Source organism: Streptomyces sp. LMG1-1-1.1 (genome assembly GCF_040815545.1).
Classification (GTDB): Bacteria; Actinomycetota; Actinomycetes; order Streptomycetales; family Streptomycetaceae; genus Streptomyces.
The window spans coordinates 18,016-33,364 of sequence record NZ_JBFPNH010000044.1; the positions used below are offsets into that span (position 1 = coordinate 18,016).

Sequence of the window (15,349 nt, forward strand, 5' to 3'; positions counted from 1 at the left end):
ACGCCGGACATGACGGAGCGGCGGGCCGTCCCCTGCCCGCCGCTCCGTACTCGACCCGGCCGCGCCTCCGCTCGAAGCGCGCCCGGGAGCTCTGCTACTCGGCGTCGCCCTTCACGGTGTTGCTCTTCAGCGCGACTTCCTTGATGAACAGGGTCACCACGAAGGCGAGCAGCGCGAACGGCGCCGAGTAGAGGAAGACGTCCGCGACACCGTGTCCGTACGCGCTCTCCATGACCGTGCGGATCGGGGCCGGCAGCTTGTCCATGTCGGGGATGCCGCCGCCCGAGCCGCCCTGGCCCATGGCGCCCGCGGCCTTCGGGCCGAGCTCGGCCAGACCGTCCTTGACGTAGTCCGTGACCCGGTGGGCCATGACCGCGCCCAGCGCCGAGACGCCGATCGCACCGCCGAGGGAGCGGAAGAAGGTGACGACGGAGGAGGCGGCGCCGAGGTCGGCGGGGGCCACCTGGTTCTGGGTGCAGAGCACCAGGTTCTGCATCATCATGCCGAGGCCGAGGCCCAGGACCGCCATGAAGACGGCGATGTGCCAGTACGTCGTGTCGTAGCGGATGGTGCCGAGCAGACCGAGGCCGCCGGCCGCCAGGGCGCCGCCGCTGACCAGCCACGCCTTCCACTTTCCGGTCTTGGTGATGATCAGGCCGGAGACGGTGGAGGAGACGAACAGGCCCGCGATCATCGGGATGGTGAGGACGCCGGACATCGTCGGCGACTCGTTCCGGGCCAGCTGGAAGTACTGGCTGAAGAAGACCGTGCCGGCGAACATCGCGACACCCACGAAGAGCGACGCGAGCGAGGCCAGGGTGATCGTGCGGTTGCGGAAGAGGCGGAGCGGGATGATCGGCTCGCTCGCCCTCGACTCGACGAGGACGAAGAGTCCGCCGAGCGCGACCGCGCCGAGGACCATGACGGCCGTCTGCCAGGACATCCAGTCGTACTTGTCGCCCGCGAAGGTGACCCAGATCAGGAGCAACGAGACGGCGGCGCTGATGAAGACGGCGCCGGCCCAGTCGACCTTGACCTGACGCTTCACGACGGGGAGGTTGAGGGTCTTCTGCAGGACGATCAGCGCGATGATCGCGAAGGGCACGCCGACGTAGAAGCACCAGCGCCAGCCGAGCCAGTCGGTGTCGGTGATGACGCCGCCGAGCAGGGGGCCGCCGACGGTGGCGACGGCGAAGGTCGCACCGAGGTAGCCGCTGTAGCGGCCGCGCTCACGCGGGGCGATCATCGCGGCCAGGATGATCTGCGAGAGGGCGGTCAGACCGCCGACGCCGATGCCCTGGACGACCCGGCAGGCTATGAGCATGCCGGTGCTCTGCGAGAGGCCGGCGACGACCGAGCCCGCCACGTAGATGACCAGGGCCATCTGGACGAGCAGCTTCTTGGAGAAGAGGTCGGCGAGCTTGCCCCAGAGCGGGGTGGTCGCGGTCATCGCCAGGAGGGCGGCGGTGACCACCCAGGTGTACGCGGACTGGCCGCCGTCGAGGTCGGTGATGATCTGGGGGAGGGCGTTGGAGACGATCGTCGAGGACAGGATGGCGACGAACATGCCGAGCAGCAGCCCGGACAGCGCTTCCATGATCTGCCGGTGCGTCATCGGGGCGGCGTCGCCGCCGCTGCCGGTGACACCGTCCCGCACACCGGTGTCGGGCGTGGTCGTAGCCATGAACTTCCTTTTTTCTCAGGCGTGGTGGGCCCGGCAGTCCCCGAAGGAGTCGCGGAGGCGGGCAAGCAGGTGGCTGAGGAGTTCGACGTCTTCGTCGGACCACTCCGCGAGGTGACGGGAGAAGGCCTCGGTGACCCGGCGGTCGAGCTCGCCGAGCATCGCGTGGCCCGCTTCCGTGAGCCGCAGGATGCGGGAGCGCTTGTCGTCCGGGTCGGGCAGTCGCTCGATCCAGCCGTGTTCCACGGTGTGGGCCACATGGCGGCTGCATACGGACATGTCGACCGCCATGAGTTCGGCGAGCCGGCTCGTCCGCATGTCACCGTGGTGGTTGACCAGGGCGAGCACGGCCGCCGAGCCGCCCTGGCATTCGACGGGCAGGACGCGGGCGAGCCCGCGCTTCACGGCCCCGATCGCGCTCACCGAGCGGGCGAGTTCCTCGTACCGGTTCGGTGTCGCCATCGGGCACCCCCGTCCATCTTGTTGCTTAGGGCAACCATAGAGATGGATGGTTGCTTCAGGCAAACTAAATCGGTCAAACGGCGCTAAAGAATCGGCAAAGGAGGGGGACGGGCCGGAGGGTTGGGGCCACCGGCCCCCTTTCGCTAGGGTCCTGGCCCATGGCACACAACCCCCAAGCACCGTACGGCCAGGGCCAGCCCCCTCAGGGCCCCGAGGGTTACGACCCCGCCGGCAGCACGCAGATGTTCCGCGCCTTCGTCGACGAGGGCACCCCGCAACAGCGGCAGCCCCAGACCGTCGCCACGTCGGGCGGCGGCCCGAAGGTCGGCGTGATCGTGGGCGTCGTCGCGGTGATCGTCGTCCTCGCGGCCGTCGCCTGGCTGGCGCTCGGCTGACGCCTCCGTACCGTCCCCACGCCCGGGTGGGCCGGCTCCGCATCACGCGGACCCGGCCCACCTTCTTTTTGCCGCTCCTCTTCCTACTGCTCCCGGGCCTCTCCGGCCCAATCCCCGGGCTAAGGCTCCCCGGGCTTCACGACTCCCCGGGCCTTTACGGCGCCGAGGGTGCCGGTGCGTCCAGGGCCGGCGCGAGGACCGCGAAGGCCTCTCCGATGAGCGCGGTCGGGTCCGCGGCGACCCGGGGGTCCGTGCCGGCGCTCCACCGGCGCAGTACGGCGTCGTAGGCGGTGAGCGCCATGCCCGCGGCGAGTCGGGGGTAGAGGTCGGAGTCGGGGTCGCGGCCGAGGCGGGTCCCCAGCTCGACCGCCAGGTCCTCGCGCCACTGCGCCTGGTGCTCCAGGAAGCGCGCGAGGAGGGAGGTGGTCCGCAGGATGAGCCGGACCACCGGCAGGACCCGCTCGGCGTGGTCGCCGCAGGCGGCCAGGGGTACGGAGACGGCGTGCAGCAGCGCCTCGGACGGCGACTCGCCGGCGGGCCGGGCGGCGAGCCCCGCGCGCATGTCGGCGCCCATGCCGGCCAGGAACTGGACGACCACGTCGTCCTTGGACGCGAAGTAGCGGAAGAAGGTCCGCTTGGAGACCCCGACCGCGGTCGCGATCTCGTCGACGGTCACCGCGTCGAAGCCCCTGCGGGCGAACAGCTGGAGCGCGGCCTCGGTGAGCTCGGACGCGACGAGCTGGCGTTTGCGCTGGGCGAGGCTGATCTCGGGGCGGGTGGTCACGGCCCGATGGTACCCCGGTGCCCTCCATGACATCCAGGGCCACGCTTGACACCCGGTGACACAAACGGCAGCGTGGGGCACATGACCGAGAAGAAGCAGCGCTGGACCGCCGACCTCATCCCGGACCAGACCGGGCGGGTCTTCGTCGTCACCGGGGCCAACAGCGGCCTCGGCCTGGCCACCACCCGGGCGCTCGCCCGCCGGGGCGGTCGCGTCGTCCTCGCCGTACGGGACGAGGAGAAGGGCCGCGCCGCCGCCTCGGGCCTGGCGGCGGACGGGGTGGAGGCGGGCCTCCTCGACGTGCGGCGACTGGATCTCGCCGACCTCGACTCGGTACGGGCCTTCGCCGCCCGGATCCGCGCCGAGCACCCGCGCCTCGACGTGCTCGTCAACAACGCGGGCGTGATGGCCCCGCCCCGCACGCTCAGCCCCCAGGGCCACGAGCTCCAGTTCGCGGTCAACCACCTCGGGCACTTCGCGCTCACCGGGCTGCTGCTCGACCTGCTCGCCGCAGGCCGCGACCCCCGCGTGGTCACGGTCAGCTCGATCAACCACCGGCAGGGCGGCCTCCGCTTCGACGGCCACGGCGGCGTCGACGACCTCGACGGCGAGCGCGGCTACGCGCCCATGGCCTTCTACAACCGGTCCAAGTTCGCCAACGCCGTCCACGGCCGCGAGCTGCACCGCCGTCTGACCGCGACCGCCAGCCCGGTCCGCAGCGTCCTCGCCCACCCGGGCTACACCGCCACCCGTCTCCAGACCAAGGACACGAGCGGCCTTGCCCGGCTGGTCTTCGGGCGCATCGGCAACCCGCTGCTCGCCCAGCGCCCGGAGCGCGGCGCGCTGCCCCAGCTGTACGCGGCGACCGACCCGTCCGTCGAGGGCGGCGAGTTCATCGGCCCGGACGGCCTCGCGGAGCTGCGCGGCACCCCGACCCGCGTGCGCCTCTCCGACGCGGCGGCCGACCCCGGGGCGGGCCGGCGGCTGTGGGAGCTCTCGGAGCGCCTGACCGAGGTGCGCTACCCAGGCGCGTAAAGCGGTGGCCGACCGAGCCTAGAGCAGTTAGGTTCTCTCCTAGGAGTCCTAGGAAGGGGAAAGTCCGTGGTGCGTGCGGGAATCACCGTCGACCGGCTGGTGCGGGCCGCCGCCGAGATGGCGGACGAGGACGGCCTCGACCAGGTCACGCTCTCGGCGCTGGCCCGGCACTTCGGGGTCAAGGACGCGAGTCTCTACTCGCACGTCAGGAACCTGCGTGACCTGCGGGTGCGGCTGGCGCTCCTCGCCTCGGGCGAGATGAACGAGGCCATCGGGGCGGCCGTGGCCGGCCGGTCCGGCAAGGACGCGCTCGTCGCCTTCGCCGACGCCTACCGCGACTACGCCCTCGCGCACCCCGGGCGGTACGCGGCCACCCAGCAGCGCGTCGAGCTCGAGGAGGTCTCCGACACGGCCGTGTTCGTGCGCGCCGTCGAGCTCACCTACGGCATGCTGCGCGGCTACGGCCTCGAAGAGCCCGACCTCACCGACGCCGGACGGCTGCTCCGCAGCTCCTTCCACGGCTACGTCCACATCGAACTGAGCGGCGGCTTCGCGCACTCCCGCCCCGTCGCCGCCTCCTGGGCGCGCTCGCTCGACGCCCTCCACAGCCTGCTGGAGAACTGGGGGAAGACATCATGACCACCACGGCACCCACCACCGGGAAGCCGGCCGCCGGCACCCTGAAGGTCCCCGGCGCCACCCTGCGGTACGAGACGCGCGGCAGCGGTCCCGTCCTGCTGCTGATCCCCGGCGGGGCAGGGGACGCCGGGGTCTTCGAGGGGATGGCGGACCTGCTCGCGGCGGCCGGCCACACCGTGGTCTCGTACGACCCGCGCGGCCTCTCCCGCAGCCCGCTCGACGGGCCGCCCGCCGACCAGCTGGTCCGGGAGTGGAGCGAGGACGCCGCCCGGCTCCTCGACCACCTGGCGCCGGACGAGGAGGCGTACGTCTTCGGCAGCAGCTCCGGCGCGATCGTGGCCCTCGACCTGCTCGCCCGCCACCCGGAGCGGCTGCGGCGGGTCGTCGCCCACGAGCCGCCGCTCCTCGCGCTGCTCGCCGAGCCCGCCCCGCACCGGGAACTCTTCGCCGAGGTCCGTGAGCTGTCCCGGACGGCCGGCACCGGCCCGGCGATGGCCCGGTTCGCCGAGGGCCTGGGAGGCGGAGGCGCGGAGCAGGGGGACGGAGCCCGGCACGACCCGGCCGAACTCCCGCCGAGCATCCGGGAGATGGCGGGTCGGATGGCGGCCAACACCCCGTTCTTCCTGGAGCGCGTCCTGTGCCCCTTCTCCTCCGCGGAGCCGGAGGTCGAAGGACTGAAGGCCGCCGCTGGGCGTCTGGTCCTGGGCGTCGGCGAGGAGTCCGCCGGTCAGGAGGCGCTCGTCGGGCCCGCCCGGCGGCTCGCCGAGCTGACCGGAGCGCGCGGAGTGGAGTTCCCCGGCGGGCACATCGGCTGTGTGGAGCGCCCGGCGGAGTTCGCGGAGGTGCTGGTCACCGCCCTGCGACGGTGACGCCGAGGGTGTCGATCCGCATCCCGAGCGGCACCCGCCAGGAGTCCACGCACACCGTGTACGTCCGGGTCAGCGCCGCCCCGGCCGCGAGGGGGCCGGGCAGCGGCTGGCTGGTGGTGACCGTCGCCCAGTCGACGCCGAGGGCACCGATGACGTGCGTGGCGAAGGTGACGGTGCCCGAGACGGCGGCCGAACCGCCGGTGTTGCGGACGGTCACGGTCACCCGCTCGCACCAGCGCCGGTCGCCGTCCGCGAGGACGGGCGCGGAGACGGTGAGCACGGCGGGCCCGGGCGCGGGACTCGGCGTGGGCGAGGGGGCGGGCACGCCGGGCCCGGTGGGCCGCGGCGTCGCGGAGGGGGCGGGGGGCGAGGTGGTGCCCGGAGCCGTGCCGGTCCCGGGTGGTGGCGTCGCAGGGCCGCCGGAGCCCGTATGCGATCCGGAGCCCGTTCCCGTCCCCGATCCCGTGCCCGTACCCGATCCGGTGCCCGAGCCCGTGTCCGTACGGGAGGGCCCGGAGCCGCCGGGGGTGCCCGGGGCGTCCGAGGGGCCGGCGGAGGTGCCGCTCCCGGCCGTGGGCGGTGTGCCGGGAGGCGCGGGGGAGGGGGACGACGTGCTGGAGGTCAGGCCGGGTGGGGAGGGGCCGTCCAGGGGGACCAGGGTGACGGCGCCCGAGGGGGCGACCGCGCCCTTGGGCGAGGGGCCGGCGCCCACCGCCGCGTACCCCTCGCCGTCTCCGCCGCCGCACGCGGTCAGCGCTCCGCCGAGGCAGAGCGCCATCGCCACGAGTCCGGGCCCCGGTCCTGGCTTCCTTGGCCTCATGGGCCCCAGTGTGGCTGACGGTCCGTCAATAAGCCCGTGTTTCGCGGAAGTCGACCGCCGGGGGAGGGGCTCAGTCGGAGATGAGGCCCTCGCGCAGCTGGGCGAGGGTGCGGGTGAGCAGGCGCGAGACGTGCATCTGGGAGATGCCGACCTCCTCGCCGATCTGCGACTGGGTCATGTTGGCGAAGAAGCGCAGCATGATGATCTGCCGCTCCCTGGGCGGGAGTTTGGCGAGCAGCGGCTTGAGCGACTCGCGGTACTCGACGCCTTCGAGGGCGGTGTCCTCGTAGCCGAGGCGGTCGGCGAGCGAGCCCTCGCCGCCGTCGTCCTCGGGGGAGGGGGAGTCGAGCGAGGAGGCGGTGTACGCGTTGCCCACGGCGAGGCCGTCGACCACGTCCTCCTCCGACACCCCGAGCACGGCGGCGAGTTCGGGGACGGTGGGGGAGCGGTCGAGCTTCTGCGCGAGCTCGTCGCTGGCCTTGGTCAGGGCGAGGCGCAGCTCCTGGAGGCGGCGCGGGACCCGCACCGACCACGACGTGTCGCGGAAGAACCGCTTGATCTCGCCGACGACGGTCGGCATGGCGAAGGTCGGGAACTCCACGCCCCGTTCGCAGTCGAAGCGGTCGATCGCCTTGATGAGGCCGATGGTGCCGACCTGGACGATGTCCTCCATCGGCTCGTTGCGGGAGCGGAAGCGGGCCGCCGCGTAGCGCACGAGGGGGAGGTTGAGCTCGATGAGGGTGTCGCGGACGTAGGTCCGCTCCGGGCTGTCGGCGGCGGCGCCCTCGGTGTCGAGTGCGCGCAGCCTCAGGAACAGGGAGCGGGAGAGGGTGCGGGTGTCGAGGGCTCCCGACGGCACGACCACGGGCGGCGGAGGCGTGGCCTCGGCGCTTTCCGGTGCGGTCGGCGCCGTCGTCTGCGTGGGCACGGGAACGGGCGTGAGCGTGAGCACCTTCGAGCTGCCCAGTTCTGTGGACATGCCACCCCCTTGAGGTCGCGGACGGTCGCGGTGGCCGCGACCATCTGAGGAACGCAGCTTCCACCTGAATACCGGCGGCGGGGCTGCGGCAAACTCGGTTCCAGCAGAATGTCACATGTCGGCAACGCGCTGTAGTGACTTGTCGACAAGGCGAGGGTGCATATCCGCAGGAAACAAGGGGTGTAAGGCATTTGGGGCGGCGCGGAACTGCTCCGAACCGGTCTACCCGTTTCGGTTACGCCTCGATTCTGTTTGCGGATCTCAAACGCGCGAAGCTGCGGGCGAGGAGCCTTGACACGTGCATCTGGGAGACGCCGAGTTCCTGGCTGATCTGGGACTGCGTCAGATTGCTGTAGTAGCGCAGCATCAGGATCCGCTGCTCCCGCTCGGGCAGTTGCACGAGCAGGTGGCGGACGAGGTCGCGGTGCTCCACACCGGCCAGGGCGGGGTCCTCGTAACCGAGCCGGTCGAGCAGTCCGGGCAGTCCGTCGCCCTCCTGTGCGGCCTCCAGGGAGGTGGCGTGGTACGAGCGTCCGGCCTCGATGCAGGCGAGCACCTCGTCCTCGCCGATGCGCAGCCGCTCGGCGATCTCGGCGGTCGTGGGGGAGCGGCCGTGAGCGGTCGTCAGGTCCTCGGTGGCGCCGTTCACCTGGACCCAGAGCTCGTGCAGCCGGCGCGGCACGTGCACGGTCCGGACGTTGTCGCGGAAGTACCGCTTGATCTCGCCGACGACGGTCGGCATGGCGAAGGTCGGGAACTGCACGCCCCGGTCGGGGTCGAAGCGGTCGATGGCGTTGATGAGGCCGATGGTGCCGACCTGGACGACGTCCTCCATCGGTTCGTTGCGGGAGCGGAAGCGGGCCGCCGCGTAGCGCACGAGGGGGAGGTTGGCCTCGATCAGGGCCCCGCGCACGCGGTGGTGCTCGGTGGTGCCCGGCTCCAGGTTCTTGAGCTGCCCGAAGAGGACCTGGGTGAGCGCGCGGGTGTCGGCGCCACGGGTGCTCTGGGGGCGGGGTCGCGGGGTCTCCGCGCCGCCTGCCTCTTGCTGGGGCGGGACTTGAGGCGCTGTACTGGCCGGCACGTTCACGCCACCCCTTCGGCTGGTCCTGCTGGTCGACTGAATCAACTACGGTCAACTCATCCGTCAAAAGCGGTCATAGCATCACAAGACATGTCCACTGTGTGCAAGCACCGCATAAGCCCGTGTTGAGGGCATGATGAGGGAAAAAGGGGAGGTCACGCACGGAAAAGGCCCCCCGCCACGACGGCAGGGGGCCCCTCGACGAGCGAGGACTAGAAGGCGTAGTCCGCGATCACCCAGGTGGCGAACTCGCGCCACTGCGCGACGCCCGCCTGGTGCGCGGGGTGGTCCAGGTAGCGCTGGAGCGCGTCGGTGTCCTCGACGGCCGAGTTGATGGCGAAGTCGTACGCGATCGGCCGGTCCGTGATGTTCCAGTCGCACTCCCAGAACCGCAGCTCGGGGATCTGCCCGCCGAGCGCGCGGAACGCCTCGACGCCGGCGACGACGCGCGGCTCGTCGCGTGCGACTCCGTCGTTGAGCTTGAAGAGGACCAGATGGCGGATCACGAAGGGCTCCTAGTTGATGAGTTCGGTCATGAACTCGCCGACACCCTGGGCGGCGCTGGAAATGCCCTCGAACCCTACCTGCACGAGATCGGCGGCCCGGGCCGGGGACGTGACGATCGTGTACAGCACAAAGACCATGACCGCGTACAGCGCGACCTTCTTCGCTTGCACCATTGCCCAGCCCTCCCCTGTTCCCCCGCCGTACGACCGCGCCACTCTAACCGAGCCTTTATGGACCAAGGACCCGGAGATCGAGGCCTTTTGCCACCCCCCGGAAGGGTGACGGGCGAGCAGGATGGATGTCGAGCCCGGAGGATCTGGCAGGAATCCGAAGGGCTCCTGGAACCGGCCCGCACTGCGGGGTCCGCGCCGCGAGCTTCCCCCCTGACCGCGGCGCAGGACTGGCAGGTCCGGTTCTCATCGGGGGGAACGGCTTGTCCCCCCGATGCCGTTCCCCCCGTCCTACGGAGAAGGCCCCGGCCGCGCCGCGAGCGCGCACCGGGGCCTTTCCCGTGCGCGCAGGCGTGGGTCGCCCACTACCGCGCAGGGGGCCTTTCCCGTACATACAGGGGGCCTTTCCCGTCCGCGCCCGGGGACCCGGGGCACGCCGAAGGGCCCGGCGCTGATGCGCCGGGCCCTTCGATCGAAGCGGTAGCGGAGGGATTTGAACCCTCGGTGAGTTTCCCCACACTCGCTTTCGAGGCGAGCTCCTTCGGCCGCTCGGACACGCTACCGAGAGAGAGCTTAGCCGAAACTGGCGCTGCGATGAAATCCGTATCGAAGGCCAGGTCGGAGCGGGGGTCAGCGGGTGCGGAAGAAGGCGGTCAACTGCTCCGCGCACTCCTCGCCCAGCACGCCGTGGATCACCTCGGGGCGGTGGTTGAGACGCCGGTCCCGCACGAGGTCCCAGAGCGAGCCGGCCGCGCCCGCCTTCTCGTCGAGCGCGCCGAACACCACCCGCTCGACCCGGGACTGGACGAGGGCGCCCGCGCACATCACGCACGGCTCCAGGGTCACGACGAGCGTGCACCCCGTCAGACGCCACTCGCCGGTCACGACGGCCGCCCGGCGCAGGGCGAGGACCTCGGCGTGCGCGGTGGGGTCACCGGCCGCCTCCCGCTCGTTGTGCGCCCGTGCGAGGACTTCCCCGTCAGGGCCGAGCACGACCGCGCCGACCGGCACGTCACCGGCCGGACCGGCCGCGTCGGCCTCCGCGAGCGCGAGCCGCATGGCGTCCCGCCAGGGATCCCGCACGGGGTCGGGAGCGGCCGCCGGGACACCGTCGGCCCCGGCGGCGTTCACCGCGCGGTCGGCCCCGGGGGAGTCCCGTACGGGATCGGTGCCGGGGTTCGGAGCTGGTACCGCTCGTGCCACTAGCGCACGGCCTCCAGCACCTCGGACGCGCCCAGCGCGTCCGCGATCACCGAGAGGGCGTCGCTGTCGAGGGCGCGGAGCTCGCGCTCCGAGAGGCCGAGGTCCGCGAGGACCTGGGAGTCGCCGACGGGAGCGGACGGCACGACCTCGGCGGCCGCGTCCGCGTCCTCGTCGTCCCCGTCGGCCTCGTCGGCGAGTGGCTCCCCGTCCTCCGTACCGTCCAGGTCCAGGGACGCCAGCTCGTCGAGCTCGGCGTCGAGGTCGTCGCCGAGGATCTCCCGGGTGAGGATCTCCCCGTACGAGGAACGGGCGGCGGCGGCGCCGTCCGAGACGTAGATCCGAGGGTCTTCCTCACCCTCGATCCGTACGATCCCGAACCACGCGTCCTCCTGCTCGATGTAGACGATCACCGTGTCGTCGTCCGAGGCCTCACGAGCCAGCTCGGCCAGATCCGACAGGGTCTCCACGTCGTCGAGCTCCGTGTCGCTCGCTTCCCACCCGTCTTCGGTGCGCGCGAGCAGTGCGGCGAAGTACACCTGACTCTCTCCCACTGATCAGAGGTGTGACGTTCCGGCGGCGCGCTCCTGGTGCCCCGCCCAATCGGCATCGTGACAGAAACAGGGCGCGCAGGAGAGGTCTTCGGTCCTTGCGTCGTGCATCAGTCTGAACGACACCGCCATCGGGCGGGCGTGCGACCCCGGCGCACTCAGGGGGCGCACGGTCGGCCCCGGCCGGTTCTCCGCCGCCGGCGGGTCCGACGGCCCTCACCAGCGGAAGGTCCGCATGCGCATGGCCTGGCGCATCCGGGCGGCCCGGGCGCGCCGTGGCTGCACGCGTTCGCGCAGCGCCTTGGCCTCGTTGAGTTCGCGGAGGAACTGGGCGCGGCGCCTGCGGCGCTCCGCGTCGGTCTCCGGTACCGGCTTCCGGGCCGCCCCCTCGGCGGTTCCCTCGGCCGGTTCTTCCAGGTCGGGCATCGGCCACACCACCCCATCGCTGGGTCCCTGTGCCCCCACCTTCCCCCAGCGGCGTGGGTCGACGCCAGTGCGCGGCGGGCTACTGTTGAGCCATGCGTCTCCACGTCGTCGACCACCCCCTGGTCGCCCACAAGCTCACCACCCTGCGCGACAAGCGCACGGACTCCGCGACCTTCCGCCGTCTCGCCGACGAGCTGGTCACCCTGCTCGCCTACGAGGCCACCAGGGACGTCCGGACCGAGCAGGTCGACATCGAGACCCCCGTCACGCCCACGACCGGCGTGAAGCTGTCGTACCCGCGTCCGCTGGTGGTCCCGATCCTGCGCGCCGGGCTCGGCATGCTCGACGGCATGGTCCGGCTGCTCCCGACCGCCGAGGTCGGCTTCCTCGGCATGATCCGCAACGAGGAGACGCTGGAGGCGTCGACCTACGCCACGCGCATGCCGGAGGACCTCTCCGGCCGCCAGGTGTACGTCCTCGACCCGATGCTGGCGACCGGCGGCACGCTGGTCGCGGCGATCCAGGAGCTCATCAAGCGCGGCGCGGACGACGTCACCGCGGTCGTGCTCCTCGCCGCCCCGGAGGGCGTCGAGGTCATGGAGCGCGAGCTCGCCGGCACGCCGGTCACCGTCGTGACGGCCTCGGTCGACGAGCGCCTCAACGAGAACGGCTACATCGTCCCGGGCCTCGGCGACGCGGGCGACCGCATGTACGGCTCCGCCGAGTAGAGCAACACGGCCGGCTCCGCCGAGTAGAGCAACACGGCCGGCTCAGCCGAGTAGGGCAACGCAGCCGGCTCAGCCGAGTAGGGCAACGCAGCCGGCTCCGCCGAGTAGGGCAACACGGCCGGCTCTGCCGCACAAGGCAGGGCCGGCTCGGCCGAGTAGCTCCTCAGCACTTTCCGGTCGGTACGGGCGCGGGCTTGGTCAGGGCGACCAGGGCCGCGTCCGCCGTCGTTTTCGGGGAGAGCGTCTTGAACGCGGTCCCGATGATCAGGTCGACGTCGGCCGTCCCCCGGGTGTCCGTCTTGGTCGTGGCGCCCGCGAGCTGGGTGCCGAGGACCGAGAAGGCGCCCTTGGTGGCCGCGGGGGCGCCGAGGAGCAGGCCGGCGCCCGGGACCTTCTTGTCGTAGGCGGCGGGCGCGTTCCCCACCTTGCCGATCTTGAAGCCGCGTTTCTTGAGCTCGTCGGCGGTCGTCTTCGCGAGGCCGCTGCGCGGGGTCGCGTTGTAGACGTTGACCGTGATCTGCGCGGGCTTGGGGAGGGCGACGGCGGGCGCGGTGGTCGCCTTGACGACGGGCTTGCAGTCGGCCTGCTTGCCGGCGGTCGCCTTCGTGCCGTCGCCGCCGGAGAAGACGTCGACGAGCTGGAGCGTGCCCCAGCCGGCCGCGCCGAGCACGACCACTGCGGCGGCGGACGCGAGGACGATCCTGCGCCGGCGGTGGGGGCGGCGCATGCGCGGGTAGACGTCCCCCGTGATGCGGTACTTTCCGCCCATTCCGGGGGGAGTGAGCATGCTCATGAACGCAGCGTAGTGCCGCCCGTCGGCGATGCCTACTTGATGATCATGTGATCGCGTCCGGATGGGGGCGAACTGACCCCGAAAGGGTCAGCGGAGAGGGGCCGGCCGGCTCCGTCTCAGTCCATCTCGAGGACGCGGGCGTGCAGCACCTGGCGCTGCTGGAGCGCCGCGCGCACGGCGCGGTGCAGCCCGTCTTCCAGATAGAGGTCGCCGCGCCACTTCACGACGTGCGCGAAGAGGTCGCCGTAGAACGTGGAGTCCTCGGCGAGCAGCGTCTCCAGGTCCAGCTGGCCCTTGGTGGTGACCAGCTGGTCGAGGCGGACCGGGCGCGGGGCGACGTCCGCCCACTGCCGGGTGCTTTCCCGGCCGTGGTCGGGATACGGCTTTCCGTTACCGATGCGCTTGAAGATCACACGGAAAGCCTACCGGGCGAGCGGCTTCCGGCGCAGCCACGCGCGAGCAGTGGGATGCTGGTGCAAACCGTGACAAAACCGAAATCGGGGTCCCGTCATGAGCGTCAGCGAGCAGCCGCCGGCCACCGAAGCGGCCGGGTCCGCCCCGGCTGCCCAGGACCCGGCGGCACCCGGCCGGGCCCCGGCAGCACAGGCCCAGGCCCCCGTGACGGGGCCCGCCGCCGAGATCGCCGCCGGGTACGCCTTCGACGGCGCGGCACTCGATCTGGGGGCGCTCCTCTGGGACGGCGCGTGTCACCCGGACGCGCCGATCCGCATCCCGCTGCCGGTCCTCAACCGCCACGGCCTGGTCGCCGGCGCCACGGGCACCGGCAAGACGAAGACCCTCCAGCTGATCGCCGAGCAGCTGTCCGCGCACGGGGTGCCGGTGTTCCTCGCCGACATCAAGGGCGACGTCTCGGGGGTCTCCGCCCCCGGCGAGGACGGCGAGAGGGTCAGGCAGCGCGCGGCCGAGGTCGGCCAGGAGTGGCGGGCGACCGGCTTCCCCTGCGGGTTCTACGGCCTCGGGGGCATCGGCCCCGGCATTCCGGTGCGCGCCACGGTGACCAGCTTCGGGCCCGTACTGCTCTCGAAGGTCCTCCAGCTCAACCGGACGCAGGAGCAGTCGCTCGGCCTGATCTTCCACTACGCCGACTCCAAGGGCCTTGAGCTGGTGGACCTCAAGGACCTGCGGGCGGTGGTGGCCTTCCTGGTGTCGGACACGGGGAAGGCCGAACTGAAGGGGATCGGCGGGCTCTCCACGGCCACGGCCGGGGTGATCCTGCGGGCGATCACGGCCTTCGAGCAGCAGGGGGCGGCCGGCTTCTTCGGGGAGCCGGAGTTCGACACGGGCGAGTTCCTGCGGACGGCGGCGGACGGGCGCGGGGTCGTCTCGGTCCTGGAGTTGCCGGCCGTGCAGGACAAGCCGCAGCTCTTCCCGACGTTCCTGATGTGGATGCTGGCGGACCTCTTCAACGACCTGCCGGAGGTCGGCGACCTGGAGAAGCCGAAGCTGGTCTTCTTCTTCGACGAGGCGCACCTGCTGTTCAGCGGGGCGTCGAAGGCGTTCCTGGAGTCGATCACCCAGACGGTGCGGCTGATCCGCTCGAAGGGCGTCGGCGTCTTCTTCGTGACGCAGACCCCGAAGGACGTCCCCGCGGACGTGCTCGCGCAGCTCGGCAACCGGGTGCAGCACGCGCTGCGCGCCTTCACCCCGGACGACGCCAAGGCGCTCAAGGCGGCCGTGCGGACCTTCCCGAAGTCGCCGTACGACCTGGAGGAGGTGCTCACCGGCCTCGGTACGGGCGAGGCGGTGGTCACCGTACTGAGCGAGAAGGGGGCCCCGACGCCGGTGGCGGCGACGCGGCTGCGGGCGCCGGAGTCGCTGATGGGCCCGATCGACGCGGCCGCCCTGGACGCGGCGGTGAAGGGTTCGCCGCTGTACGGGCGGTACGCGGAGGCGGTGGACCGCGAGTCGGCGTACGAGAAGCTGACGGCCGAGCAGCGGGCGGCGGAGGCGGCGGCCCTGGAGGCGGCGGCCGCCAAGGAGGCGGAGAAGGCCGCGGAGAAGGACGCGGAGAAGGGCGCGAAGGAGGCAGCGAAGGAGGCCGGGAAGGCCGGAGCGAGGGCCCCCCGACAGAAGGAGGAGCCCTCGCTGGCCGAACAGGTGGTGGGCAGTGGGATCTTCAAGTCCCTGACCCGGTCGATCGGCACCCAGCTGGGCCGGGAGATCAGCCGTTCGATCTTCGGGACCGCCCGCCGCAGGCGATGACCGCGT

General features: G+C 71.9%; 19 protein-coding genes and 1 tRNA gene. 6 read left to right on the plus strand and 14 right to left on the minus strand.

What is annotated here, in order from left to right; all coding sequences use genetic code 11:
* Positions 1 to 94: 94 nt before the first annotated feature.
* The gene (locus MRBLMG1_RS25860; RefSeq protein ID WP_367826517.1) at positions 95 to 1,684 is read right to left on the minus strand and encodes an MDR family MFS transporter; all 1,590 of its coding nucleotides are present in this window, start codon (positions 1,682 to 1,684) and stop codon (positions 95 to 97) included.
* Between the two features lie 15 nt (positions 1,685 to 1,699).
* Positions 1,700 to 2,143 (minus strand): MarR family winged helix-turn-helix transcriptional regulator, encoded by a 444-nt coding sequence (locus MRBLMG1_RS25865; protein ID WP_367826518.1) that lies wholly within the window; start codon positions 2,141 to 2,143, stop codon positions 1,700 to 1,702.
* A 158-nt stretch (positions 2,144 to 2,301) separates the two neighbouring features.
* Here MRBLMG1_RS25865 and MRBLMG1_RS25870 point away from each other — a divergent pair, with 158 nt between their 5' ends.
* Complete coding sequence (locus tag MRBLMG1_RS25870) at positions 2,302 to 2,538, plus strand: hypothetical protein (RefSeq protein ID WP_367826519.1); 237 nt, start codon at positions 2,302 to 2,304, stop codon at positions 2,536 to 2,538.
* Positions 2,539 to 2,692: 154 nt separating this feature from the next.
* Here MRBLMG1_RS25870 and MRBLMG1_RS25875 read toward each other — a convergent pair whose 3' ends face one another.
* A complete protein-coding gene (locus tag MRBLMG1_RS25875) occupies positions 2,693 to 3,322 on the minus strand; it encodes a TetR family transcriptional regulator (RefSeq protein WP_367826520.1) in 630 nt (209 codons plus the stop codon).
* An 81-nt stretch (positions 3,323 to 3,403) separates the two neighbouring features.
* On the opposite strand from MRBLMG1_RS25875, the gene MRBLMG1_RS25880 reads away from it, so the two are divergent.
* The 3 genes from MRBLMG1_RS25880 (at position 3,404) to MRBLMG1_RS25890 (ending at position 5,865) form a co-directional block, all read left to right on the plus strand.
* A complete protein-coding gene (locus tag MRBLMG1_RS25880; RefSeq protein ID WP_367826521.1) occupies positions 3,404 to 4,357 on the plus strand; it encodes an oxidoreductase in 954 nt (317 codons plus the stop codon).
* A 66-nt stretch (positions 4,358 to 4,423) separates the two neighbouring features.
* A complete protein-coding gene (locus MRBLMG1_RS25885; RefSeq protein ID WP_367826522.1) occupies positions 4,424 to 4,996 on the plus strand; it encodes a TetR/AcrR family transcriptional regulator in 573 nt (190 codons plus the stop codon).
* A complete protein-coding gene (locus MRBLMG1_RS25890) occupies positions 4,993 to 5,865 on the plus strand; it encodes an alpha/beta fold hydrolase (RefSeq protein WP_367826523.1) in 873 nt (290 codons plus the stop codon). Before MRBLMG1_RS25885 ends, MRBLMG1_RS25890 begins: the two co-directional genes overlap by 4 nt.
* Here MRBLMG1_RS25890 and MRBLMG1_RS25895 read toward each other — a convergent pair.
* The 9 genes from MRBLMG1_RS25895 to MRBLMG1_RS25935 form a co-directional block, all read right to left on the minus strand.
* On the minus strand, positions 5,846 to 6,685 hold the full coding sequence (locus MRBLMG1_RS25895; protein WP_367826524.1) for a hypothetical protein: 840 nt from the start codon (positions 6,683 to 6,685) through the stop codon (positions 5,846 to 5,848). The two genes, MRBLMG1_RS25890 and MRBLMG1_RS25895, sit on opposite strands and share 20 nt — an antisense overlap.
* A gap of 70 nt (positions 6,686 to 6,755) precedes the next feature.
* Positions 6,756 to 7,664 (minus strand): RNA polymerase sigma factor SigF, encoded by a 909-nt coding sequence (locus MRBLMG1_RS25900; protein ID WP_367826525.1) that lies wholly within the window; start codon positions 7,662 to 7,664, stop codon positions 6,756 to 6,758.
* Positions 7,665 to 7,899: 235 nt separating this feature from the next.
* Complete coding sequence (locus tag MRBLMG1_RS25905) at positions 7,900 to 8,745, minus strand: RNA polymerase sigma factor SigF (RefSeq protein WP_367826526.1); 846 nt, start codon at positions 8,743 to 8,745, stop codon at positions 7,900 to 7,902.
* 212 nt (positions 8,746 to 8,957) lie between these two features.
* Positions 8,958 to 9,251, minus strand: a complete 294-nt coding sequence (locus MRBLMG1_RS25910) for a Dabb family protein (protein ID WP_093875008.1) — start codon at positions 9,249 to 9,251, stop codon at positions 8,958 to 8,960.
* Positions 9,252 to 9,260: 9 nt separating this feature from the next.
* On the minus strand, positions 9,261 to 9,425 hold the full coding sequence (locus MRBLMG1_RS25915) for a hypothetical protein (RefSeq protein WP_017240520.1): 165 nt from the start codon (positions 9,423 to 9,425) through the stop codon (positions 9,261 to 9,263).
* A 475-nt stretch (positions 9,426 to 9,900) separates the two neighbouring features.
* Positions 9,901 to 9,985 (minus strand) — tRNA-Ser (locus MRBLMG1_RS25920).
* A 67-nt stretch (positions 9,986 to 10,052) separates the two neighbouring features.
* Entirely contained in the window at positions 10,053 to 10,481 is a 429-nt protein-coding gene (gene tadA, locus MRBLMG1_RS25925; protein ID WP_367826551.1) for a tRNA adenosine(34) deaminase TadA, read from the minus strand.
* Between the two features lie 143 nt (positions 10,482 to 10,624).
* On the minus strand, positions 10,625 to 11,161 hold the full coding sequence (locus MRBLMG1_RS25930) for a hypothetical protein (protein ID WP_367826552.1): 537 nt from the start codon (positions 11,159 to 11,161) through the stop codon (positions 10,625 to 10,627).
* 228 nt (positions 11,162 to 11,389) lie between these two features.
* A complete protein-coding gene (locus tag MRBLMG1_RS25935) occupies positions 11,390 to 11,599 on the minus strand; it encodes a hypothetical protein (RefSeq protein ID WP_367826527.1) in 210 nt (69 codons plus the stop codon).
* 92 nt (positions 11,600 to 11,691) lie between these two features.
* On the opposite strand from MRBLMG1_RS25935, the gene upp reads away from it, so the two are divergent.
* The gene (gene upp, locus MRBLMG1_RS25940; RefSeq protein WP_015034991.1) at positions 11,692 to 12,327 is read left to right on the plus strand and encodes a uracil phosphoribosyltransferase; all 636 of its coding nucleotides are present in this window, start codon (positions 11,692 to 11,694) and stop codon (positions 12,325 to 12,327) included.
* A 163-nt stretch (positions 12,328 to 12,490) separates the two neighbouring features.
* Here upp and MRBLMG1_RS25945 read toward each other — a convergent pair whose 3' ends face one another.
* Positions 12,491 to 13,120 (minus strand): LytR C-terminal domain-containing protein, encoded by a 630-nt coding sequence (locus MRBLMG1_RS25945; protein ID WP_367826528.1) that lies wholly within the window; start codon positions 13,118 to 13,120, stop codon positions 12,491 to 12,493.
* A gap of 116 nt (positions 13,121 to 13,236) precedes the next feature.
* On the minus strand, positions 13,237 to 13,533 hold the full coding sequence (locus MRBLMG1_RS25950; RefSeq protein WP_017240525.1) for a type II toxin-antitoxin system VapB family antitoxin: 297 nt from the start codon (positions 13,531 to 13,533) through the stop codon (positions 13,237 to 13,239).
* A gap of 97 nt (positions 13,534 to 13,630) precedes the next feature.
* Between MRBLMG1_RS25950 and MRBLMG1_RS25955 the strand changes: the two genes are divergently transcribed.
* The gene (locus MRBLMG1_RS25955; RefSeq protein WP_367826529.1) at positions 13,631 to 15,343 is read left to right on the plus strand and encodes a helicase HerA-like domain-containing protein; all 1,713 of its coding nucleotides are present in this window, start codon (positions 13,631 to 13,633) and stop codon (positions 15,341 to 15,343) included.
* Positions 15,344 to 15,349: the final 6 nt, after the last annotated feature.

Bases quoted from the DNA above. Each gene is read 5' to 3' on its own strand.
- MRBLMG1_RS25890 (WP_367826523.1), top strand. From the start codon at position 4,993: ATGACCACCACGGCACCCACCACCGGGAAGCCGGCCGCCGGCACCCTG.
- MRBLMG1_RS25945 (WP_367826528.1), bottom strand. From the start codon at position 13,120: ATGAGCATGCTCACTCCCCCCGGAATGGGCGGAAAGTACCGCATCACG.
- MRBLMG1_RS25880 (WP_367826521.1), top strand. From the start codon at position 3,404: ATGACCGAGAAGAAGCAGCGCTGGACCGCCGACCTCATCCCGGACCAG.
- MRBLMG1_RS25915 (WP_017240520.1), bottom strand. From the start codon at position 9,425: ATGGTGCAAGCGAAGAAGGTCGCGCTGTACGCGGTCATGGTCTTTGTG.
- MRBLMG1_RS25860 (WP_367826517.1), bottom strand. From the start codon at position 1,684: ATGGCTACGACCACGCCCGACACCGGTGTGCGGGACGGTGTCACCGGC.
- MRBLMG1_RS25935 (WP_367826527.1), bottom strand. From the start codon at position 11,599: ATGCCCGACCTGGAAGAACCGGCCGAGGGAACCGCCGAGGGGGCGGCC.
- tadA (WP_367826551.1), bottom strand. From the start codon at position 10,481: ATGCGGCTCGCGCTCGCGGAGGCCGACGCGGCCGGTCCGGCCGGTGAC.
- upp (WP_015034991.1), top strand. From the start codon at position 11,692: ATGCGTCTCCACGTCGTCGACCACCCCCTGGTCGCCCACAAGCTCACC.
- MRBLMG1_RS25870 (WP_367826519.1), top strand. From the start codon at position 2,302: ATGGCACACAACCCCCAAGCACCGTACGGCCAGGGCCAGCCCCCTCAG.
- MRBLMG1_RS25955 (WP_367826529.1), top strand. From the start codon at position 13,631: ATGAGCGTCAGCGAGCAGCCGCCGGCCACCGAAGCGGCCGGGTCCGCC.
- MRBLMG1_RS25900 (WP_367826525.1), bottom strand. From the start codon at position 7,664: ATGTCCACAGAACTGGGCAGCTCGAAGGTGCTCACGCTCACGCCCGTT.
- MRBLMG1_RS25895 (WP_367826524.1), bottom strand. From the start codon at position 6,685: ATGAGGCCAAGGAAGCCAGGACCGGGGCCCGGACTCGTGGCGATGGCG.
- MRBLMG1_RS25865 (WP_367826518.1), bottom strand. From the start codon at position 2,143: ATGGCGACACCGAACCGGTACGAGGAACTCGCCCGCTCGGTGAGCGCG.